23 protein-coding genes are annotated in these 20,014 nt (G+C 74.1%); 11 read left to right on the top strand and 12 right to left on the bottom strand.

From position 1 onward, the window contains the following. Positions 1-27: 27 nt before the first annotated feature. From GA0070613_RS20910 to GA0070613_RS20890, 5 genes are all read right to left on the bottom strand, one after another. Positions 28-1,170 (bottom strand): branched-chain amino acid ABC transporter permease, encoded by a 1,143-nt coding sequence (locus tag GA0070613_RS20910; RefSeq protein ID WP_089013845.1) that lies wholly within the window; start codon positions 1,168-1,170, stop codon positions 28-30. Beyond that, positions 1,167-2,045: a branched-chain amino acid ABC transporter permease gene (locus GA0070613_RS20905; protein ID WP_089013844.1), complete on the bottom strand. Its 879-nt coding sequence runs from the start codon at positions 2,043-2,045 to the stop codon at positions 1,167-1,169. Before GA0070613_RS20905 ends, GA0070613_RS20910 begins: the two co-directional genes overlap by 4 nt. A 28-nt stretch (positions 2,046-2,073) precedes the next feature. Further along, positions 2,074-2,772, bottom strand: a complete 699-nt coding sequence (locus GA0070613_RS20900; RefSeq protein ID WP_408631010.1) for an ABC transporter ATP-binding protein — start codon at positions 2,770-2,772, stop codon at positions 2,074-2,076. 14 nt (positions 2,773-2,786) lie between these two features. After that, on the bottom strand, positions 2,787-3,614 hold the full coding sequence (locus tag GA0070613_RS20895; RefSeq protein WP_089013842.1) for an ABC transporter ATP-binding protein: 828 nt from the start codon (positions 3,612-3,614) through the stop codon (positions 2,787-2,789). 196 nt (positions 3,615-3,810) lie between these two features. Further along, entirely contained in the window at positions 3,811-4,563 is a 753-nt protein-coding gene (locus GA0070613_RS20890) for an SDR family NAD(P)-dependent oxidoreductase (protein WP_231929856.1), read from the bottom strand. Between the two features lie 121 nt (positions 4,564-4,684). Here GA0070613_RS20890 and GA0070613_RS20885 point away from each other — a divergent pair, with 121 nt between their 5' ends. Genes GA0070613_RS20885 through GA0070613_RS20875 form a run of 3 tightly spaced genes read left to right on the top strand, consistent with a single transcriptional unit; the run spans position 4,685 to position 6,887 of the window. Next, entirely contained in the window at positions 4,685-5,899 is a 1,215-nt protein-coding gene (locus GA0070613_RS20885; RefSeq protein WP_089013840.1) for an acyl-CoA dehydrogenase family protein, read from the top strand. Next, the gene (locus GA0070613_RS20880) at positions 5,896-6,618 is read left to right on the top strand and encodes a TetR/AcrR family transcriptional regulator (protein WP_197698937.1); all 723 of its coding nucleotides are present in this window, start codon (positions 5,896-5,898) and stop codon (positions 6,616-6,618) included. Before GA0070613_RS20885 ends, GA0070613_RS20880 begins: the two co-directional genes overlap by 4 nt. Beyond that, positions 6,615-6,887, top strand: a complete 273-nt coding sequence (locus GA0070613_RS20875; protein WP_089013839.1) for a hypothetical protein — start codon at positions 6,615-6,617, stop codon at positions 6,885-6,887. The genes GA0070613_RS20880 and GA0070613_RS20875 overlap by 4 nt, the downstream gene beginning before the upstream one ends. On the opposite strand, the gene GA0070613_RS20870 is transcribed toward GA0070613_RS20875, so the two are convergent. Genes GA0070613_RS20870 through GA0070613_RS20860 form a run of 3 tightly spaced genes read right to left on the bottom strand, consistent with a single transcriptional unit; the run spans position 6,845 to position 9,252 of the window. After that, on the bottom strand, positions 6,845-7,681 hold the full coding sequence (locus GA0070613_RS20870) for an SMP-30/gluconolactonase/LRE family protein (protein WP_089013838.1): 837 nt from the start codon (positions 7,679-7,681) through the stop codon (positions 6,845-6,847). The genes GA0070613_RS20875 and GA0070613_RS20870 overlap by 43 nt on opposite strands. After that, positions 7,678-8,892 (bottom strand): RNA polymerase sigma factor, encoded by a 1,215-nt coding sequence (locus tag GA0070613_RS20865; protein WP_089013837.1) that lies wholly within the window; start codon positions 8,890-8,892, stop codon positions 7,678-7,680. Before GA0070613_RS20865 ends, GA0070613_RS20870 begins: the two co-directional genes overlap by 4 nt. A gap of 9 nt (positions 8,893-8,901) precedes the next feature. Then, positions 8,902-9,252: a YciI family protein gene (locus GA0070613_RS20860; protein WP_089016090.1), complete on the bottom strand. Its 351-nt coding sequence runs from the start codon at positions 9,250-9,252 to the stop codon at positions 8,902-8,904. Between the two features lie 151 nt (positions 9,253-9,403). On the opposite strand from GA0070613_RS20860, the gene GA0070613_RS20855 reads away from it, so the two are divergent. The 7 genes from GA0070613_RS20855 (at position 9,404) to GA0070613_RS20825 (ending at position 14,714) form a co-directional block, all read left to right on the top strand. Beyond that, positions 9,404-9,823: a hypothetical protein gene (locus GA0070613_RS20855; protein WP_157746421.1), complete on the top strand. Its 420-nt coding sequence runs from the start codon at positions 9,404-9,406 to the stop codon at positions 9,821-9,823. A 128-nt stretch (positions 9,824-9,951) separates the two neighbouring features. Then, positions 9,952-10,698 (top strand): lysozyme, encoded by a 747-nt coding sequence (locus GA0070613_RS20850; protein WP_089013835.1) that lies wholly within the window; start codon positions 9,952-9,954, stop codon positions 10,696-10,698. Positions 10,699-10,760: 62 nt separating this feature from the next. Beyond that, entirely contained in the window at positions 10,761-11,432 is a 672-nt protein-coding gene (locus tag GA0070613_RS20845) for a peptidoglycan recognition protein family protein (protein ID WP_089016089.1), read from the top strand. 266 nt (positions 11,433-11,698) lie between these two features. Continuing rightward, on the top strand, positions 11,699-12,061 hold the full coding sequence (locus GA0070613_RS20840) for an ArsR/SmtB family transcription factor (RefSeq protein WP_089013834.1): 363 nt from the start codon (positions 11,699-11,701) through the stop codon (positions 12,059-12,061). Beyond that, a complete protein-coding gene (locus tag GA0070613_RS20835; protein ID WP_089013833.1) occupies positions 12,058-12,699 on the top strand; it encodes an SRPBCC family protein in 642 nt (213 codons plus the stop codon). Before GA0070613_RS20840 ends, GA0070613_RS20835 begins: the two co-directional genes overlap by 4 nt. A 109-nt stretch (positions 12,700-12,808) precedes the next feature. Next, entirely contained in the window at positions 12,809-13,324 is a 516-nt protein-coding gene (locus GA0070613_RS20830) for an NUDIX domain-containing protein (RefSeq protein ID WP_231929321.1), read from the top strand. 85 nt (positions 13,325-13,409) lie between these two features. After that, entirely contained in the window at positions 13,410-14,714 is a 1,305-nt protein-coding gene (locus GA0070613_RS20825; RefSeq protein ID WP_231929320.1) for a molybdopterin-dependent oxidoreductase, read from the top strand. 51 nt (positions 14,715-14,765) lie between these two features. On the opposite strand, the gene GA0070613_RS20820 is transcribed toward GA0070613_RS20825, so the two are convergent. The 3 genes from GA0070613_RS20820 to GA0070613_RS20810 form a co-directional block, all read right to left on the bottom strand. Then, a complete protein-coding gene (locus GA0070613_RS20820) occupies positions 14,766-15,305 on the bottom strand; it encodes an RNA 2'-phosphotransferase (RefSeq protein WP_089013830.1) in 540 nt (179 codons plus the stop codon). 49 nt (positions 15,306-15,354) lie between these two features. Then, positions 15,355-16,428, bottom strand: a complete 1,074-nt coding sequence (locus tag GA0070613_RS20815; protein ID WP_089013829.1) for a hypothetical protein — start codon at positions 16,426-16,428, stop codon at positions 15,355-15,357. Between the two features lie 143 nt (positions 16,429-16,571). Further along, positions 16,572-17,621, bottom strand: a complete 1,050-nt coding sequence (locus GA0070613_RS20810; protein WP_089013828.1) for an aldo/keto reductase — start codon at positions 17,619-17,621, stop codon at positions 16,572-16,574. Positions 17,622-17,915: 294 nt separating this feature from the next. Between GA0070613_RS20810 and pgi the strand changes: the two genes are divergently transcribed. Continuing rightward, complete coding sequence (gene pgi / locus GA0070613_RS20805) at positions 17,916-19,550, top strand: glucose-6-phosphate isomerase (RefSeq protein WP_089016088.1); 1,635 nt, start codon at positions 17,916-17,918, stop codon at positions 19,548-19,550. Between the two features lie 28 nt (positions 19,551-19,578). On the opposite strand, the gene GA0070613_RS20800 is transcribed toward pgi, so the two are convergent. After that, positions 19,579-19,989: a hypothetical protein gene (locus tag GA0070613_RS20800; protein ID WP_089013827.1), complete on the bottom strand. Its 411-nt coding sequence runs from the start codon at positions 19,987-19,989 to the stop codon at positions 19,579-19,581. Positions 19,990-20,014: the final 25 nt, after the last annotated feature.

The following is a 20,014-nucleotide window of genomic DNA, read 5'->3' as shown; positions in this document are numbered from 1 at the left end:
CGAACGGGGTGGGTGGAACCGGGTGGGTCAGGGGCGCGGGGTCCGGCGGCCCGCCCGGAGACGTGCGGTGAGCGTGCGGGCGGCGCCCTGGAGGCCGCCCGGGGCCGCGAGCATGACGACGATGAGGATCAGACCGAACACGGCGAGGGCCAGGTTGCCCTCCAGCCGCTGGGCGAGGCCCGACGGCAGGGTGAAGGTCTCGGTGATGAGGCTCGGCAGGTCCTGCAGCGCCACCAGCAGGACCGCCCCCCAGACCGCGCCGGCGAGGCTGCCCAGGCCGCCGATCACGATCGCCATCAGCAGGAACAGCGACAGGTCGAGCGAGAACTTGCCGGGGGCGACGGTGGCGGTGAGCACCGCGTACACACCACCACCCAGGCCGGCGCAGGCGGCGCTCACCACGAAGGCGAGCACCTGGTTGCGGGCGACGTGGATGCCGGCCAGCCGGGCGGCCACCTCGTCGTCGCGGACGGCGCGCAGCGACCGGCCGAGCCGGCTGCGCACCAGGTTCGCCATCAGCAGCATCGTCAGCAGCGCGGCGAGCAGCGCCACCCAGGCCAGCCAGCGCTCCGGCTGGAAGTACGCGCCCAGGAACGCCGGCGGCGTCTCCATCGGGAAGCGCAACCCCTGGTCCCCGTTGAACACGTCGGTGAAGATCGTGGCGATCGCCGGGACCAGGGTCGCCACGGCGAGGGTGACGCCGGCCAGGTACGGCCCGCGCAGCCGGGCGGCGGCCAGCCCGATGACCAGGCCCGCCACCGCGGTCACGACGACGGCGAGCAGCAGGGACAGCGGCAGGATCCACCGGCCCTGCACTCCGCGCTCGTCGAGACCCTGCTGAACCAGGGCGACCGTGTACGCGCCGGTCGCCATCAGCGCCCCGTGCCCGAGCGAGAGCTGGCCGTTGAGCCCAACCAGGACGGTGTAGCCGGCGGTCACGCAGAGGAACGCGCAGACCCGGGCGACCTGGAGGTTCTGGTACGGCGGCAACTGGTTGGTCAGCAGCACGACCGCCGTGCCGGCGAGCACGGCCAGGACCAGGTGGCGCAGCAGCGTCGACCCGCGTGCCCCGGCGGCCCCGGGCGGGCCGGGCAGCAGCCGGCGCAGCGGCGACGGAGCGGCGGGCCGAGGCGCCGCCGTGGAGACCTCGGGAGGCTGGGTCGCGGTCACACGTGCCTCGCTCTCATGCTGGAGAAGAGCCCACCGGGGCGGACCAGCAGGATCGCCAGCAGCAGGACGAGGATGGCCAGCGGCGTGGTGTCGGGGCCGAGGTAGCCGGTGACGTACGACAGGATCAGGCCGACCAGCAGGCCGCCGACCACGGCGCCGGCCGGGCTGTCCAGGCCGCCGACCACCGCGGCGGTGAACGCCACCACGAAGACCAGGTCCATCGCGTGCGGATGCAGCCCCAGCCCGGTGGGGACGACCAGCATGCCGGCGAGGGCGCCGACCGCGGCGGCCAGCGCCCAGCCCACCGTGAGCATCCGACCGACGTTGACGCCGAGCAGCCGCGACACCTCGGGCGCGAAGGCGGACGCCCGCATCCGCAGGCCGATCGGCGTCCGGGTGAACAGCAGCGCGAGCAGCACCACGACCGTCAGGACGGCGCCGAGGACCCACAGGTCGTACGGGGACATCGCGGCGACCCCGCCGACGGTGAGCGCGTCGGTGTCGAACGGCGTGGCCGCCGGCCGGTACTCGTTGCCGAAGACCATGCCGAGCACCGCCTGGATCAGCAGCACCAGGCCGAGGGCGACGATGACGTCGTTGAGCGGGTTTGCGTGGCCGACGAAGCGCATCAGCACCCGCTCGACGAGCGCACCCAACGCGAGGCCGGCGAGGACGGCGGCGCCGAAGCCGAGCCAGTACGAGCCGGTGGCGGAGACGACCGCGTAGCCGACGTAGGCGGTCGCCACCGCCATCGCGCCCTGCGCGAAGTTGACCAGACGGGCCGCCCGCCAGATGAGCACCAGGGCGAGGGCGAACGCCGCGTAGACGGCGCCGGTGGACAGTCCGTCGAAGGTGAGGAACAAGAACCGGTCCAAGCGCGGATCCTTCCTACGTGGCGGGCGGTCAGAACCCGAGGTACGCGTGGCGGAGCGTGGCGTCGTCGCGCAACTGCGCCGCCGGGGTGGCCATCACGACCCGGCCGAGGGACATCACCACGCCCTGGTCGGCGACGGAGAGGGCGCTGCGCACGTTCTGCTCCACGAGCAGCACGGTCAGCCCGTCGCTGTCGCAGAGTTGGCGCAGCAGCGCCATGATCTGCGCGGTCACCCGGGGGGCGAGCCCGAGCGACGGCTCGTCGAGGAGGAGCAGCTTGGGGCGCGCGATCAGCGCCCGCCCGAGGGCGAGCATCTGCCGTTCCCCGCCGGAGAGCTGGTGGCCGGCGTGCCGGCGCCGCCGGGCCAGCGGTGCGAAGAGCTGGTACACCTCGTCCTGCGCCCGGCGGGCGTCGGCCCGGTCCCGACGCCACAGGCCGCCGAGGCGCAGGTTCTCCTCGACGGTCAGCTCGGCGACGATGCCGCGTCCCTCGGGCACGTGCGCCAGGCCACGCCGCACCAGGCGTTCCACGCGTACGCCGCGCAGGTCCGCGCCGTCGAAGCGGACCCGGCCGCCGGTGGGTCGGAGCAGGCCGGAGAGGGTCCGCAGCAGGGTGGTCTTGCCCGCGCCGTTGGCGCCGAGCACGGCGGTGATGCTCCCGGTGGGCACGCTGAGCGTGACGTCGCGCAGCACCGGCACCGGCCCGTAGCCGGAGCTGAGCCCCTCCACCTCCAGGATGGCGGTCACGCGCCGGCCCCCGGGCCCGGCGCCGCCGCCCCGGCCGGCACGTCGGCGCCGAGGTACGCCTCGGTCACCAGCGGGTCGTCCCGCACCTGCTCGGGTGTCCCGGCGGCGATGACCCTGCCGAAGTCGAGCACCACGATCTCGTGGCAGACGGACATCACCAGGTCCATGTGGTGCTCGACGAGCATGATCGAGCAGGCCCCGCCCGCCCGGTCGGGCAGCGCCGTGATGAGCTCGCCCAGCTCGGCGATGTCCTCGGTGCTGAGGCCGCCGGCCGGTTCGTCGAGCAGGAGCAGGCGGGGCCGGGCGATCAGGGCGCGGGCGAGGGCGACCCGCTTGCGGACGGCGTACGGCAGCGTGGCGGGGGCCGCCCCGGCATGCTGCGCGACGCCCAGCTCGGCCAGCAGGTCACGGGCCTCGTCCCGGAGCCGCCGTTCGTCGCGGTCGCTGCGGGGCAGGCCGAACAGGGCGGCGGCGAAGCCGGCAAGGGCGGCGTGGCTGGCGCCGGCCATCACGTTCTCGACGACGCTGAGGCCCGGGAAGAGGCCGACCCCCTGGAGCGTGCGGGCGATGCCGAGGCGGGTGAGTCGGTGCGGGCGCGGCCGGAACGGCCGGCCGTCGAGGGTGAGCGAACCGCTGGTCGGCGGGACGAAGCCGCAGACCACATTGAACAGGGTGGTCTTCCCGGCGCCGTTGGGGCCGATCACGCCGACGATCCGGCCGGGTGGCACCCGCAGGGAGACGTCGTCGAGCGCGACCAGCCCGCCGAAGCGCACGCCGACGTGGTGGAGGGCCAGATCGGTTCCGTCGGTGGGTGGAGGGCTCATCTTCACCTCTTGTAAGACGCGGGGCGAAGCATGGGGCTGGTTGTTACACCGGGAGTGTATCGATCAAGCGGATAGCGTCGATGTTTTCGTTACGACGCTGTGACCTCGGCATGTCCTATCAGGACATTTCCGGGCAGGGGTGAGCCGGCCGGGGCGCGACCGTTGCACTTGCTGTGCAAAGTTTTCGCCTCGGGCGTCACGGCATGACCAGGCCCCCGTCGACGGGCACGGTCGCTCCGGTCACGTACGACGAGGCGTCGCTGGCCAACCAGATCAGCGTGGCGGCGAGCTCCTCGTGCTCACCGAGGCGGCCGGCCGGCGCCAGCGCCTTGACCATCTCGAAGGTGCTCGGCTGAAGCTGGTCGCTCATCTCGGACTGGAAGAAGCCGGGCGCGATGCAGTTGACCCGGATGCCCTTGCGGCCGGTCCACTGCGCGGCCAGGTCGCGGGTCAGCCCGATGACGCCAGCCTTGCTGGAGGCGTACGCGGCCTGCGGAATACCGCCGGGGCGCAGGCCGATGACGCTGGAGATGTTGACGATGGCCCCACCGTGCGTGGCGGCCCGGGCGAAGGCCTGCGCCATCCAGTAGCTGCCCATCAGGTTGACGTCGACGACGGAGCGGAACTGGTCCGGCGTCTCCCGGGTGGCGGGGACGGCGGTGCCGACTCCGGCGTTGTTGACCAGGACGTCCACCCGTCCGAAGTGTTCGACGGCGGTGGCGATCAGCGCCTCGCAGTCCTCGGGCCGGCTGACGTCGGTGGCGCGGGCCGCGTACCGGCGACCGGCCGCCTCGACGAGCGCGCCCGTCTCCGGCAGCCGCTCGACCCGGCGGGCGCCGAGCACCACGTCGGCGCCGGCCTCGGCGAGCGCGCGGGCGAACGACACCCCCAGGCCGGAGGAGGCGCCGGTCACCACGGCGACCTTCCCGTCGAGGCGGAACCGGTCCATCACGCTCACCCTGGTGCTCCTCACGTTCGCGGTGCTCTGGACGCCATACCGACCAGCCGGTATGTTCGGCGTCCGGCGACGGTAGCGAGCCGCCGACATGCGCGTCAATGGGGAGGCAGTCATGGACTTCGAACCGACCGCACGCGCCGCCGAGCACCTGAAGCGGCTTCAGGAGTTCATGGACGACCACGTCTACCCGGCGGAACCGGTCTACGCGGCGCAGCGGGCCGAACTGACGGCGGCCGGCAACCGCCACCACCTGCCCGCCGTCGTCGAGGACCTCAAGGCGGAGGCCCGCCGCCGCGGGCTGTGGAACCTCTTCCTGCCCGCCCTCTCCGGCCTGACCAACCTGGAGTACGCCCCGCTCGCCGAGCTGATGGGCCGCTCCATCGAACTCGCCCCCGAGGCCACCAACTGCGCGGCGCCGGACACCGGCAACATGGAGATCCTGCACATGTTCGGCACCGCCGAGCAGCAGGAGCGCTGGCTGCGCCCGCTGCTCGACGGCCAGATCCGGTCGGCCTTCGCGATGACCGAGCCGGACGTCGCCTCCAGCGACGCCACCAACATCTCCACCCGGATCGAACGCGACGGCGACTCGTACGTCATCAACGGCCGCAAGTGGTGGACCACCGGCATCGCCGACCCGCGCTGCCAGGTCATGATCGTGATGGGCAAGACGGACCCGTCGGCCGACACCCACCGGCAGCAGTCGATGATCCTGGTGCCGGTGGACACCCCCGGCGTCGAGGTGGTCCGCTCGCTGCCGGTCTTCGGCTACCACGACCAGCACGGCCACGGCGAGGTCGTCTTCTCCGACGTGCGGGTGCCGGCGGCGCACCTGCTCGGCGAGGAGGGCGGCGGCTTCGCCCTCGCCCAGGCCCGGCTCGGACCCGGTCGCATCCACCACTGCATGCGCGCCATCGGCCTGGCCGAGCGCGCGCTCGGTCTGCTGGTGCGCCGCGCCGCCACCCGGGTCGCCTTCGGCCGGAAGCTGGCCGAGCAGGGCGTGGTGCAGCAGCAGATCGCCGAGTCCCGGATGGCGATCGAGCAGGCCCGGCTGCTCACCCTCAAGGCCGCCTGGATGATCGACAAGTACGGCGCCAAGGCCGCGCGGGCCGAGATCGCCGCCATCAAGGTCATCGCTCCCCGGGTCGCCCTCGACGTGCTCGACCGGGCGATCCAGGTGCACGGCGGCGCCGGGGTCTCCGACGACGTCCCGCTCGCGTCGATGTACGCCGGCGCCCGGACCCTGCGCATCGCCGACGGCCCCGACGAGGTGCACGTACGCGACGTCGCCCGGCGCGAGATCCGCCGCCAGCTGGAGTCGCGGTGACCGTCACGGCCACCGAGCCGACCGTGGGGCGGCGGCGGGCGCCGCGCGGCTCGGCCCGGCGCAGCATCGTCGCGGCCGCCACCGAACTCTTCGCCCGGCGCGGCTACGAGGCCACGAGCGTGCAGGAGATCGTGGCCGCGGCCGAGGTCACCAAGGGCGCCCTGTACCACTGGTTCGGGTCGAAGTCCGAGCTGCTCACCAGCATCTACCGGGAGCTGCTCGCCGAGCAGACCCAGCGGCTGCGGGAGATCGCCGACGGCAGCGGGCCGGTCGAGGAGCGGCTGCGCGCGGCGGCCCTCGACGTCGTGGCGCACACCGCCGAGCACGCCGACGAACTCACCGTCTGGGCCCGGTCGGCGCACCTGCTGGACGACGAGCAGGCCGAGGCGACCCGCCGGGAGCGGCGGCACTACCACGACCTGTTCCGCGACCTGGTCCGCGAAGGGCAGGCCAGCGGCGCGGTGCGCACCGATCTCTCCGCCACGGTGATGACCCACGCGTTCCTCAGCGCCCTGGGCAACACGCACACCTGGTTCCATCCCGACGGGCCGCTGACCTTCGCGGAGGTCGGTCACCAGCTCGCCGAGCTGTTCCTCGGCGGCCTGCGCCCGCCGGGACCGGAACCGGAGCCGCCGCACTCCCCCGAGCCGGCGCCCGGGCGGCGCCCGGCCGGCGGCGCCCAGCGGTCCCGGCGGAGCCCGGCGAGGAGGAACCCGTGAGCGACGAGGAGCCGCCCGCCCCACCCGACCCCGCACCGGCACGGCCGGGAGCGGCCGCGGGGTCCGGGGAGCCCGTCCGCGCCGAGCTGGCCGAGGTGCTCCAGCGCCAGGCCGGGCTGCGCGACGAGGCCCGCGCCGAGGCGACGGCGAAGCGGCACGCGGCCGGGCGGCGCACCGTACGGGAGGATCTCGCGGACCTGATGGACGACGGGTCGCGGGCGGTGCGTCAGCCGGCCGCCGCGGCGGGGGCGGTCAGGGCGCGGACCTGACCGGTGCGCGGGCCGCCGGCCAGCGCCCGCGGCGACCACTCGGTGACCACCAGGAACAGCGTCCGGCCGTCCCGCCCGCCGAGGGCGCAGGCGAAGCAGCCCCGGTCTAGGTCGATCCGGTCCAGCACCCGGCCGCCCGCGGCCACCCGCACCGCGCACTGGTTCGGTACGTCGCCGTACCAGACGGCGCCCTCGGCGTCGAGGCAGATGCCGTCCGGCGCGGCACCGGGGAGCTCCGCCCAGACCCGCCGGCCGGTCAGCGAGCCGTCGGCGGCCACGTCGTACGCGGTGAGCCGGGCGGCGTACGACTCGGCGACGATCAGGGTGCCGCCGTCCGGGGTGAGCACCATGCCGTTGGGGAAGGCGAGCCCGTCGGCCACCAGCCGGGGCGGCCCGTCGGGCGGGACCAGGGCGACCGCGCCCGGCGCGAACTCGCCCCCGGGGAAGTCGAACCCGATGGTGTTGACGTACGCGTTGCCGCGGGCGTCCGTCACCACCTCGTTCCACGGGTGCGCCACCAGCGACCGCAGGTCGGCGTGGCCGACCAGCGTGCCGTCCGGCTCCCGGCGCAGCAGCCGGCCGGCCCCGCCGGCGACGACCAGCAGCCGCCCGTCGGGCAGCCAGTCCAGGCAGATCGGCAAGCCGTCGACCCGGGCCACCACCTCGGTCCCGCCGTCGGCGTCGACCGTCAGCACCTCCCCGGCGCCCCAGTCGGCCAGCCAGAGCCGCCCGTCGTGCCAGCGGGGCGACTCCCCGAAGGCCAGGCCGTCGACCACTACGCGTGGGGTCGTCATCGGTGCGTCTCCATCCGCTCCCGGGCCCGCCGGAGGAACTCCCGCTCGGCCGTGTTGTCGGTGCGTTCGATCGCCGCGTCGTACGCCCGGGCGGCCTCCGCGTGGCGGCCCAGCCGGCGGAGCAGGTCTGCCCGGACGGCGTGGAACACGTGGTAACCGGCCAGGTCGAGGTCGTCGACCAGGCCGAGCGCGGCGGCCGGCCCGGCGACCTCGGCCACCGCGACCGCCCGGTTGAGCGCGACCACCGGGCCGGGGGCGACCGTCATGAGCTGGTCGTAGAGCGCCACGATCTGGCCCCAGTCGGTGTCGGCGGCGGTCGCCGCGGCGCTGTGCACCGCGTTGATCGCCGCCTGGATCTGGTACGGCCCGGGCCGGTCCCGCCGCAGGCAGCGGCGGACCAGCGTCTGCCCCTCGGCGATCAGCTCGCGATCCCACCGGTCGCGGTTCTGCTCGGCCAGCGGCACCAGAGCGCCGTCGGGTCCGGTGCGGGCGGGTCGGCGCGCCTCGGTGAGCAGCAGCAACGCGAGCAGCCCCAGCGCCTCCGGCTCGTCCGGCATCAGCTCGGCGAGCAGCCGGGCGAGCCGGACCGCCTCGGCGCACAGCTCGTCGCGGACCAGCCGCTCCCCCGAGCTGGCGGCGTACCCCTCGTTGAAGATCAGGTAGACGACGGCCAGCACCGCCCGGAGCCGGTCGGGCAGGTCCGCGTCGCGGGGCACCCGGTACGGGATCCCGGCGTCCCGGATCTTCGCCTTGGCTCGGACCAGGCGCTGGGCCATGGTCGGCTCCGGCACCAGGAAGGCGCGGGCGATCTCGGCGGTGCTCAGGCCGCCGAGCAGCCGCAGGGTCAACGCGACCCGGGCGGCGGCGCCCAGCGCCGGGTGGCAGCAGGTGAAGATCAGGCGGAGCCGGTCGTCGCGCACGGGTCCCTCCTCGGCCGGTGCGTCGCGGGCGTACAGGAGCGCGGCCTGCGCGTGCCGGTCGGCCCGGGTGGCCTCGCGGCGCAGCCGGTCGATCGCCCGGTTCCGGGCGGTGGTGATGATCCAGCCGGCGGGACTCGGCGGCACCCCGTCGACCGGCCAGCGGCCGACCGCCGTGGTGAACGCCTCTTGGACCGCCTCCTCGGCGAGGTCGATGTCGCCGAGGACGCGGACCAGGACGGCCACCGCGCGGCCGTACTCCGCGCGGAACACCCGCTCGACGTCGGTGGGCATGGGCGACGGTCAGACCTCGCCCTGGAACGGGCGGACCTCGATCGGCAGGGTGGTCGCCAGGGCGTACCGGCGGCCCCACTCCAGGGCGGCGTCCAGGTCCGGCGCGGTGATGATGGTGAAACCGCCGAGGTACTCCTTGCCCTCGATGTAGGGCCCGTCGGTGACCAGCACCTCCTCCCCCTTCGGGCGCAGCACGGTGGCCGTCTCCGGGGCGTGCAGCCCGTCGCCGAAGACCCACGACCCGGCCTCGACCAGCTCGTCGTGGATGGCGTCGACCTTGCGCATCACCTCGGCCAGGAACTCCGGGTCGGGCATCCCCTCGCCCGCCGGCTGGTACATGCTGATCAGGTACTGCTTCACGGTGTCCTCCTCGCCCGGCGGCCGGCCCGTCACCGGCCCCTTCACCCTCCACACGAACGGGCCGCCGCCGGATCGACACGCCGACCGAGGTTGATGTCGGTCGTCTTCGCGGGGTCCGCGCCAAGCGGCCGGCTGTGCTTGGATGCCGATCATGTCCGTACCGACGCCCGACCACGACCATCAGCCCGAGCCGGGCGGCCGACCGCCCGCCGGGAAGGCGCCGGGTCCGGTCCTGGCCGCCGCCATCCTGCTCTACGTCGGCGGCGGGCTGACCCTCCTGTACGGCCTGGTCGGCAACCGCGTCAGCGGCGGGTTCTCCGGTCTGCTGCCGCCCTGGGCGCTGGTCCTGTACGGCCTGCTCTACGTCGGGTTGGGCTGGGGCGTGCAGCACGGTCGGCGCTGGGCCCGCCGCACGGTGCTGGTGCTCTGCGGGGTCGGCGTCGCGCTGGCGGCCGTCAAGCTGGCCGCGGGTGGGAAGGCCTCGGCCGTCGTCGACCTGCTCTGGCCCCTGGTGTACGTGGCGCTGCTCTGCACGGAGGCCGCCCGGGACTGGTTCGGCCGGACGCCGTAGCCGACGGGTCCGCATGGCAGAGAAAATCTTCCATGTATCTATTGAAGTTAATCTTCACCTTGTGACCTAATACTGACAGTTCCTTTCGTTGCTCCCGCCGCCCCCGCGGCATCCCCCAGGGAGGAAAGATGAACCGTCCCCTCCGATCGGCGCGGCGGGCCGCCGCCGCCGTCCTGCTCGCCACAGTCACCCTGGTCGCCTCGGCCACCCTCGGCGCCACCCCGGCCAGCGCCGCCCCGGCCGGCCTGCCCGGCATGGACGTCTCCAGCCACCAGGGCAACGTCAACTGGTCCGCCGCCTGGAACAACGGCGCCCGGTTCGCGTATGTCAAGGCCACCGAGGGCACCTACTACACCAACCCGTACTTCGCCCAGCAGTACAACGGCTCCTACAACGTCGGGATGATCCGGGGCTCGTACCACTTCGCGCGTCCGGACACCACCAGCGGCGCCACCCAGGCCAACTACTTCGTCGACCACGGCGGCGGCTGGTCCAAGGACGGCAAGACGCTGCCCGGCGCGCTGGACATCGAGTACAACCCGTACGGCTCGACCTGCTACGGGCTGAGCCAGGCGTCGATGCGCAGCTGGATCGCCTCGTTCGTGAACCAGTACCACTCGCGCACGGGCCGGTGGGCGACCATCTACACCACCACCGACTGGTGGATCACCTGTACCGGCAACTACAGCGGCTTCGCCGCCAACAACCCGCTCTGGATCGCCCGGTACTCCAGCTCCGTGGGCACCCTGCCGGCCGGCTGGCCGACGTACTCGTTCTGGCAGTGGGCCTCCTCCGGCACCTTCCCCGGCGACCAGAACGTCTGGAACGGCACCCTGGACCGGCTCAAGGTGCTGGCCTGCAACGGACCGTGCTGATCCACTCCGGTGGCGGGCCGCCCGGCCCGCCACCGGAGGAGCCCCGAGACGAGGAGGTCCCGATGTCCGTCCCCGTACCCCGGCGGGCCGTGCTGCGCGGCGCCGTCCTGCTCGGCGCCGCCGCCGGCGTCACCGCCCTCGGCCAGGTCACCGGCGACCGGAGCGCCCGGGCGTTCGCCACCCGCGTCGACCAGCCGACGATCGCCAACTGCGCCACCTGGGGCGCCAGGCCGCCGTCCTCGGCGGTGACGGTGGTGCAGAACCGCCCCAACAAGATCATCATCCACCACACGGCATTCCCCAACTCGACCGACTACAGCCTGGCCCACGCGTACGCCAACTCCCGCGACATCCAGAACCTGCACATGGACACCAACGGCTGGCTCGACTCCGGGCAGCACTTCACCAACAGCCGGGCCGGCTACCTGACCGAGGGCCGGCACGGCAGCCTCTACGCGCTGCTGCACGGACAGACCATGGTCCAGGGCGCGCACTGCGTCGGGCAGAACAGCCAGGCCATCGGCATCGAGAACGAGGGCATCTACCTCGACGTGCAGCCGCCGCAGGCGCTCTGGGACAGTTTGGTGCTGTTCTGCGCGTTCACCTGCCAGCAGTACGCCATCCCGGCCACCGAGATCTACGGGCACAAGGACTTCAACAACACCCAGTGTCCCGGGCTGCTGCACGACCGCCTGCCCGAGCTGCGCAGCGCGGTTGCCGCCCGGCTCGGCTGACCGGGCCGGGGCGGGCCCGGACGGAGGTGGCGCAGCGGCCTGCCGTCGGTGGCCGTCGAGCCCGGGCCCACCCGGCGACGCGGCGCGGCCGTGGCACCTCGCCGACGCTACGAAGCTGATGGCGTGAACGAATCGCGGCCGTGGCCGCGGTGATTCGTCTGCGTCATCAGCTTCGTAGCGCGGTCCGGACCCATCCGTGCCGCCGGTCCGCCCGGCCGAGATTCTCACTGCTCGCTTATATAAGCTGGATCTGATAGAAAGGGGTCGTGCACGCCTTCGACGTCCTCGGGGACCCGGTCCGCCGCCGGATCCTGGAACTCCTGGCCGAGGGCGAGCAGACCGCCGGCGCCGTGTGCGCCGCGGTCCAGCGGGAGTTCGGCATCTCCCAACCGGCCGTGTCGCAGCACCTCAAGGTGCTGCGCGACAACGGCTTCGCGACCGTACGACCCGAGGGCACCCGCCGCCTCTACGCGGTGGACCCGCAGCCGCTCCGCCAGGTCGACGCCTGGCTGGACCACTTCCGCCGGTTCTGGACGCCGCCGCTGGAGGCGCTCGCCACCGAACTGGCCCGGGGCCGACGGGAACGGCGGCTTCGCGAGGGCGGCCCCGACGAGAGGAGCACACCATGATCGACGTGACCGGGCAGATCAGCGCCGTCGAACGCACCGTCGGCAGCCGTACGCTGCCCGCCGGCCAGGCGCGCGTGAGCATCATCAGTCAGACCTACGACGCGCCGCTGGAGGACGTCTGGGATGCCTGCACCAGCGCCGAGCGGATCCCCCGCTGGTTCCTGCCCATCTCCGGCGAGCTGCGGCTGGGCGGCCGCTACCAGCTGGAGGGCAACGCCGGCGGCATCGTCGAACGCTGCGACCCGCCGCACCGCTTCGCCGCGACCTGGGAGTACGGCGGCGAGGTGAGCTGGATCGAGGTGCGGCTCAGCCCGGCGGGCGAGGGACGTACCCGCTTCGAACTGGAGCACGTCGCGCACGTCGACGACGAGCGCTGGGCCGAGTTCGGCCCGGGCGCCACCGGCGTCGGCTGGGACATGGGCCTGCTCGGCCTGGCCTCCCACCTGGCGGCCGACGGCAGCGGGGTCAGCCCGGACCAGGCCGCCGCCTGGATGGGCTCCGACGAGGGCCGCCAGTTCATGACGCTGAGCAGCGAGCGCTGGCGCGAGGCGAGCGTGGCGGCGGGCACCCCGGCCGAGGAGGCGCGGGCCGCGGCGCAGCGGACCACCGCCGCGTACACCGGGGTGCCGGCCTCCTGACCGGCGGCGCGGGGCGCCCGGTGACCCGGGCGCCCCGCTCAGCCCCGCGGGGCCGGGTCGGCCGGGTGACGAGAGCATGTCGTCGGCCCGGCGGGTAACGTGCTGCGGCGTGACCGGCGCACCGTACTCGCACTGCTCCTCCTGCGGCGCGGCCTACCCGGCGGGAGCCGGCTGGCCGCGGGTCTGCGCGGTCTGCGGCGGTACGGTCTGGCGGAATCCGCTGCCGGTCGCGGTGGCGGTGCTGCCGGTGCGCACGGCGACCGGCCTGGGCGTGGTGGTGGTCCGCCGCGACATCGAGCCGGCCCGTGGCCAGCTCGCGCTGCCCGGCGGGTTCATCGAGTACGGCGAGGAGTGGTCCGAAGCGCTGGTCCGGGAGCTGCGCGAGGAGACCGGCCTGCTGGCCGAGCCCGGGCAGGCGCGGCTCTTCGCGGTGCACGGCGCGCCGGCCGGCGGCACCATGATGGTCTTCGGCGTGCTGCCCGAGCGGACGGCCGAGGAGCTGCCCCCGTCGGCGCCGACCGAGGAGGCCACGGAGTGGCTGGTCCTCACCGAGCCGGTCGAGTTGGCCTTCTCCACCCACACCCGGGTGCTGGCCGACTTCCTCGCCGGCCAGCCCGCGGTCTGACCTGAGGGGCCACCACCGGCTCTGATCGACCGCTATTTCTGCTGATTGAATAGGAATGCAGCGTCGCCGAGCCCGGAGGTCCCCCTTGTCACGCCCGCTCTCCCAGGACGAAGGCGACCACGACGCCCGACGGACCCGGCAGTGGCTCGCCGGGGAGGCCCGCTGCGACGGGATCTCCCGCCAGGAGCTGCTCGAGCTGGGCGCGGCCATGGGCGCCGTCACCGCCGCCGCCGCGGAACGGGAGCCGGTCGGCGTCACCCGCGCCCCGGTCGGCGTCGACCCCGGCGGAGCCGGACCCGCCCCGGCGCCCATCGCCAAGCCGCTGCCGCCGCACCTGTTCCGGCGGCTGGACAGCAACGCCGAGATGCGCTGGGAGGCGATGGCCGGGCGGGGGCATGTCGTCCCCAACGACCGCTTCTTCGTCCGCAACCACACCGTGACGCCACCGCTGGACGCCGACACCTGGCGGCTGAGCCTCTTCGGCACCGGGCTGCGCGGCGCGCCGACCCGGCCCGACCCGGTCGAGTTCGACCTGTCCGACCTGCGGGGGCTGCCCGCCGAGGAGCGCACCGCGCTGGTCGAGTGCGCGGGCAACGGACGCCGCTACTTCGCCGAGCAGCAGGGCTACCCCGCCCCCGGCGTGGCCTGGGGCCTCGGCGGGGTCGGCGTCGCGCGCTGGCGGGGCGTACGGCTGGGCACCGTCCTCCGGCTGGCCGGCCTCACCGACGCGGCGGTCGACGTGATGCCGGAGGGGCTGGACCCGGACTACGTCACCGGCGGGATGAACCTCGGCCGGGTACGCCGGCCGCTGCCGGTCGGCAAAGCCCTCGACGACGTGCTGCTGGCGTACGAGATGAACGGCGAGCCGCTCCCCGCCGACCACGGCTTCCCGGTGCGGGTGGTGGTGCCCGGCTGGATCGGCATCTCCTCGATCAAGTGGGTGGGAGCGGTCGAGGTCTCCGCCACTCCCCTCTTCTCGCCGTGGAACACCCAGTTCTACCGGATGTTCGGTCCCGGGCATCCGACCGGCGGCGGGGTGCTGGCCGCCCAGTCGGTGAAGAGCGCCTTCGAGCTGGCCTGGGACGCCCGCATCCCGGCGGGCGCGGAGGTGCTGCTGCACGGCCGGTCCTGGTCGGGCAACGGGCCGATCGCGCGGGTCGAGGTCGCCACCGGCGACGACGACTGGCGCCCCGCCGAGCTGGTCGCCGCCGACCGGGGCGGGGCGTGGCAGCGGTGGACCGTCGCCTGGCGGCCGCCCGCCCCCGGCCGGTGGACGCTGCGCGCCCGAGCCGTCGACGTGACCGGGGCCGGCCAGCCCGAGGCGGCCGGTCACAACGATTTCGGGTACCTCTTCGACGGCGTCGTCCGGCACCCGGTGACCGTGACCTGACCCGTCCCACGCATCTGGAGCGCGGCACCCCGGGGGCGCGGCCGGCAGCGGTCAGCTGGTCAAGTACGCAGCGGGCACGGCGTCGGCGAGCCAGACGCCGTTGGCGCTGCGGTAGAAGAGGTGGCCGTCACGCGCCATCGCCGCCGCGTCGACGGTGAGGATCGCCACCGGGCCGCCCCGCCGGGCGCCCACCCGGCGGGCGGTCTCCAGGTCGGGCGAGAGATGGACATGGTGCCGGCCGCCGCGCCGCAGGCCCTCGGCCATGATGGACGGTACGACCGTGGCGCTCGTGCCGTGGTAGAGCCGTTCCGGCGGTGGCGTCGGGGCCAGCCCGAGGTCGACCCGGATGGAGTGCCCCTGGCTGGCCCGGATGCGGTCGACGCCGTCGGCCCCCCGCTCGACGGCGAAGCGCTGCTTGTCGTTGCCGGCCACCACCTCGTCGAGGACGCCGCGGCTGATCCGCAGCGCGGCCAGCAGGTCGGCGACGGGCACCCAGCCGGCCTGGTCCGGCGTCAGCCCGAACCGGTCCGGCCGGTGTCGCAGCGCCAGGGACATCTTCTTGCTCACCCGGACCAGGTCGCGATGATCCACGGCGACAGTGTCGCCCAGGGCGGCGGCACCCGTCGACGGATACCGGCGATCAGCGGGTGGCGCCCGAGGTGGGACTGACCATCAGCCCGGCCGCGTCGACCACCTCGAAGTCGCTGCCGCGCAGGCCGCCCAGCGTCCGCAGGGCGTCGTTGTCCCACCGGTCGTCCGGCGCGCCGGAGAGGAACCACGCCGAGCCGTGGTCGGCGACGATCAGTCCGTACCGCTGCATGGCCTCGGCGACGATCCGGGCCTGCCGGGGCAGCCGGGAGACACCCACCGACCGCTTGAGCCGCAGCCGCTGACCGAGCTGCGGCAGCGCCGGGTCGGCCGCGTCGGAGGCGGAGTGGCTGGCCGGCCACGTCCAGCCGGCGCGGGTACGCGGCACGGTGACCCGGATGGCGTGGTCGATCCGGCCGGCGGCGACCTCGTCGTACCGGACCAGCCCGGCGAGGATCGACAGCCCGGCGGCCTCGGCGGAGGTCCAGCCCGCCCGGCGCAGCCGGTTCGACCGGAGGTCGAAGACCGCCCCGGAGCCGGCCCGCCAGCCGCCGCCGGCCGGGTGCGCGTCGAAGAGCTCGTACGCCCGGCAGGCAGCCCGGTCCCAGACGATGACGTGCCGGTCGCCGTCGCCGCGCGGCCCGCCCTCGATCGCCGCGTCCGGCGGGATCGGGTACGGCCCCGGGTCGCTCTCCGACGCGTACGAGAAGCTGACCGGGACCCGACGCTGCCCGGCGGGCACAACGGTGACCGGGATGCCGATCGGGGCCCCGTCCCAGGTGCCCGAGCCGAAGTCGGGGTGGGCGGTGGCGCCGGCGCCGATCGCGGCGACCATCGCCGCGGAGCGCGGATGCACGGGCAGCCGGGAGACGTCGGCGTGCCAGACGTTGTCCGCCGGCAGCACCGTGCAGGCCCGCGCCACCGGACGCGGCCGGCCGCCGAAGCCGGCCCGGGCCGAGGGCGCCCCGGTCGGCGCGGCGGGCAGGCTGGCCCCCGCCCCGGCCGGGGCGGTGGTGGCGGGCGCGGGCGCGGCAGCGGGCGTACGGTCGGGCGCCGCGCAGCCCGCTGCGAGCACCGCCAGCGCGGCCACGACGGCTCCGGCGCGGCGGATCGTCGACGATGACATCCCGGGCATCCTGCCGGAGGACCGGCGACGGCGTCCAGGGTCCGGCCGCCCCGGCCGCCTGCACCGGACCCCCGGCATCCGACGGTAGCCGCGCGGCAGCCCGGCCGGTGGCCGGACAGCGCCCCCTTTCGGGCCCGGTCGACTCAGGCCGCGGCGCGGTCCGCCGGCGGACGCCGCCGGCGCGCCGGGTCGGTGAGCACCGGCGGCGACCACACCCCGTCCGGCTGGTAGCGGTTCATCCCGGGCGGGACGATCTCGTCGATCCGGTCGAGGACGGCGTCGTCGAGGGTGAGCGTCGCGCCCTTGAGCAGTCCCTCCAGCTGCTCCATGGTGCGCGGACCGATGATCGCCGAGGTGACCGCCGGGTGCGCCACGGTGAACGCCACGGCCAGCTCGGGCAGGGTGCAGCCGATCTCGTCGGCGAGCGCGAGCAGCTCCTCGACCGCGGCGTACTTGGCGGCGTTGCCGGCGATCGCCGGGTCGAACCGGGCCGGGGTGAGGGCCGGCCGGCCAGCGGTGAGGTCGACCGCCCGGCCGGGGCGGTACCGGCCGGAGAGGAACCCCGAGGCGAGCGGACTCCAGACCAGCACCCCCATGCCGTACCGCTGGCAGACCGGCAGCACCGCGGTCTCCACCCCCCGGGCGAGGATCGAGTACGGCGGCTGCTCGGTGCGGAACCGCCCGAGCGCCCGCCGCTCGGCGACGTGCTGCGACTCCACGATCTCCTCCGCGGGGAAGGTCGAGCAGCCGAAGGCCCGGATCTTGCCGGCCCGGACGAGGTCGCCGAGCGCGCCCAGGGTCTCCTCGATGTCCGTGGTGTGGTCCGGCCGGTGCACCTGGTAGAGGTCGATCCAGTCAGTGTCCAGGCGGCGCAGGCTCTCCTCGACCGCGCGGACGATCCAGCGCCGCGAGTTGCCGCCCCGGTTGGGCCCCTCCCCCATCGGGAAGTGCACCTTCGTTGCGAGCACCACGTCGTCCCGCCGGCCCCGCAGCGCCCTGCCGACGATCGTCTCCGACTCGCCGGCGGAGTACATGTCGGCCGTGTCCACGAAGTTGATCCCCTGGTCGAGGGCGGCGTGCACGATCCGGACGCAGTCCTCGTGGTCAGGGTTGCCGACCGCGCCGAACATCATCGTGCCGAGACAGTGGACGCTCACCTCGATGCCGGTGCCGCCGAGCACGCGGTAACGCATCAGTCCTCCCCGAGGGGGTGTGCGCCGCACTGGCCGGGCGGCGGGGCCGGTCCGGCCAACCTAGGAATTCGAGCGCACTCGAGGTCAAGGCGGGACCGGGTCAGCCGGTGGCTGGCATGTCGAACAGGTGTCCCAACCGTGTGTCGCCCGGGACCACCCCCGGGCTTCCACGGGGTGGGCGATGTCGGGTCGCGTCGCGCCGGCCCGCCCCGGGTGGCAGGCTGAGGGAGTCGCCGGCGGCGGGCGCGACGACGGCCCGCCGACAGACCCGTCGTGAAGGAGAAGATGGACCCGATGGCTGCGGACGTCACCACCACCGACGAATGGCAGGCCCTGCGCAAGCACGCCGAGGCGGTGCGCGGCACCCACCTGCGGGAGTTGTTCGCCGCCGACGGACAGCGGGGTGAGCGGCTCACCGGCGACGTCGCCGACCTGCACGTCGACTACAGCAAGAACCTGGTCACCGACGAGACGCTGGCCCTGCTCACCGCCCTCGCGGAGCGGGTCCGGCTGACCGACCGGATCGCCGCAATGTTCTCCGGCGCGCACATCAACTCCACCGAGGACCGGGCGGTCCTGCACACCGCGCTGCGCCTGCCGCCCGAGGCGAAGCTGGTGGTGGACGGCCAGGACGTGGTCGCCGACGTGCACAAGGTGCTGGACCGGATGTCCACCTTCGCCGAGCGGGTCCGCACCGGAACCTGGCGCGGGCACACCGGCGAGCGGATCAGCACCGTGGTGAACATCGGCATCGGCGGGTCGGACCTCGGCCCGGTGATGGCGTACGAGGCGCTGAAGGCGTACCGGGACGCGGGCATCAGCTGCCGCTTCGTCTCCAACATCGACCCCACCGACATCCACGACAAGACCATCGACCTGGACCCGGCCACCACCCTGTTCATCGTGGTCTCCAAGACGTTCTCCACTCAGGAGACCCTGGCCAACGCCAACCAGGCGCGCCGCTGGCTGCTCGCCGGGTTGGACGCCGACGACTCGGCGATCGCCCGACACTTCGTCGCGGTCAGCACCAACGAGCAGCGGGTCCGCGACTTCGGCATCGACCCGGAGAACATGTTCGGCTTCTGGGACTGGGTGGGTGGCCGCTACTCGCTGCCGTCGGCCGTCGGCCTGTCGGTCATGCTGGCCGTCGGGCCGGAGCGGTTCCGGGAGATGCTGGCCGGCTACCACGCCGTCGACGAGCACTTCCGCACCTCGCCGGTGGAGCGGAACCTGCCGGCGTTGCTGGGCCTGCTCAACGTCTGGTACACCGACTTCCTCGGCGCGCAGACCCATGCGGTGCTGCCGTACGCGCAGTACCTGCACCGGTTCCCGGCGTACCTGCAGCAGCTCACCATGGAGAGCAACGGCAAGTCGGTGACGGTCGAGGGCGAGCCGGTGACGTACCGGACCGGGGAGATCTTCTGGGGCGAGCCGGGCACCAACGGCCAGCACGCCTTCTACCAGCTCCTGCACCAGGGCACGCAGCTCATCCCGGCCGACTTCATCGCCTTCAGCCAGCCCAACCACGACCTGGGCGACATGCACGACCTGTTCATGTCGAACTTCTTCGCGCAGACCGCCGCGCTGGCGTTCGGCCGGACGAAGGAGCAGGTTGAATCGGAGGGCACCCCGGCCGAGGTGGTGCCGCACCGGGTCATGCCGGGCAACCACCCGACCACGTCGATCATCGCGCCGAAGCTCACCCCGGCCACCCTCGGCCAGCTCATCGCCCTCTACGAGCACATCGTCTTCACCGAGGGCACAGTCTGGAACATCAACCCGTTCGACCAGTGGGGCGTCGAGCTGGGCAAGGTGATGGCCAACCAGCTCGCGCCGAAGCTCACCGGGACCGAGCCGGACCTGGGCGACGTGGACTCCTCCACCGCCGCGTTGATCCGCCGCTACCGGGCGCAGCGCGGCCGGGACTGAACCCGTTCGCCGGTGGCGGCGCGCCGGGTCAGTCGCGCAGCAGGTCGGCGTGCGCGGCCCGCAGCCGGGCCACCACCGGGTCGCCGGCCGGCGATCGACGGTCCAGCTCGGCCCAGACCTCGGCCAGGGCGTCGGTGACCGCACGCAGCTCGGCCGCGTGCCGGCGACCGGTTTGCCGGTGCAGGTCCTCCAGACGACGGGCCCAGCCGGCGGTGACCGCGGCGAGCCGCTCCGCGTCGGCCCGCGCCTGGGCCGCCGAGCGGGCGGCGGAGGCGGGCACGATCGCGGCCACCGGACGGGGATCACCGTCGCGGGTGACCACGGTGACCGTGTCGGTCAGCTCGGCCAGGGCGACGAGCTGGGTGAGGCGGGTGCGGACCTCCCGCAGCGGCAGGGCGCGCGGCGGATCGGTCTCGTGGGCCAGGGCGGGGACAGCCATGGACGCATGTTGACGTCCGGGTACG

Source organism: Micromonospora inositola, from assembly GCF_900090285.1.
GTDB classification, from domain to species: domain Bacteria; phylum Actinomycetota; class Actinomycetes; order Mycobacteriales; family Micromonosporaceae; genus Micromonospora; species Micromonospora inositola.
Note: the sequence above shows the minus strand (reverse complement) of the source record. Positions and strands in the feature narration are given on the sequence as shown.

Excerpts from the sequence above, each read along its gene's own strand:
- GA0070613_RS20895 (WP_089013842.1), bottom strand. The coding sequence starts at position 3,614 with ATGAGCCCTCCACCCACCGACGGAACCGATCTGGCCCTCCACCACGTC.
- GA0070613_RS20890 (WP_231929856.1), bottom strand. The coding sequence starts at position 4,563 with ATGGACCGGTTCCGCCTCGACGGGAAGGTCGCCGTGGTGACCGGCGCC.
- GA0070613_RS20885 (WP_089013840.1), top strand. The coding sequence starts at position 4,685 with ATGGACTTCGAACCGACCGCACGCGCCGCCGAGCACCTGAAGCGGCTT.
- GA0070613_RS20870 (WP_089013838.1), bottom strand. The coding sequence starts at position 7,681 with ATGACGACCCCACGCGTAGTGGTCGACGGCCTGGCCTTCGGGGAGTCG.
- GA0070613_RS20865 (WP_089013837.1), bottom strand. The coding sequence starts at position 8,892 with ATGCCCACCGACGTCGAGCGGGTGTTCCGCGCGGAGTACGGCCGCGCG.
- GA0070613_RS20855 (WP_157746421.1), top strand. The coding sequence starts at position 9,404 with ATGTCCGTACCGACGCCCGACCACGACCATCAGCCCGAGCCGGGCGGC.
- GA0070613_RS20850 (WP_089013835.1), top strand. The coding sequence starts at position 9,952 with ATGAACCGTCCCCTCCGATCGGCGCGGCGGGCCGCCGCCGCCGTCCTG.
- GA0070613_RS20845 (WP_089016089.1), top strand. The coding sequence starts at position 10,761 with ATGTCCGTCCCCGTACCCCGGCGGGCCGTGCTGCGCGGCGCCGTCCTG.
- GA0070613_RS20835 (WP_089013833.1), top strand. The coding sequence starts at position 12,058 with ATGATCGACGTGACCGGGCAGATCAGCGCCGTCGAACGCACCGTCGGC.
- GA0070613_RS20815 (WP_089013829.1), bottom strand. The coding sequence starts at position 16,428 with ATGTCATCGTCGACGATCCGCCGCGCCGGAGCCGTCGTGGCCGCGCTG.
- GA0070613_RS20810 (WP_089013828.1), bottom strand. The coding sequence starts at position 17,621 with ATGCGTTACCGCGTGCTCGGCGGCACCGGCATCGAGGTGAGCGTCCAC.
- pgi (WP_089016088.1), top strand. The coding sequence starts at position 17,916 with ATGGCTGCGGACGTCACCACCACCGACGAATGGCAGGCCCTGCGCAAG.
- GA0070613_RS20800 (WP_089013827.1), bottom strand. The coding sequence starts at position 19,989 with ATGGCTGTCCCCGCCCTGGCCCACGAGACCGATCCGCCGCGCGCCCTG.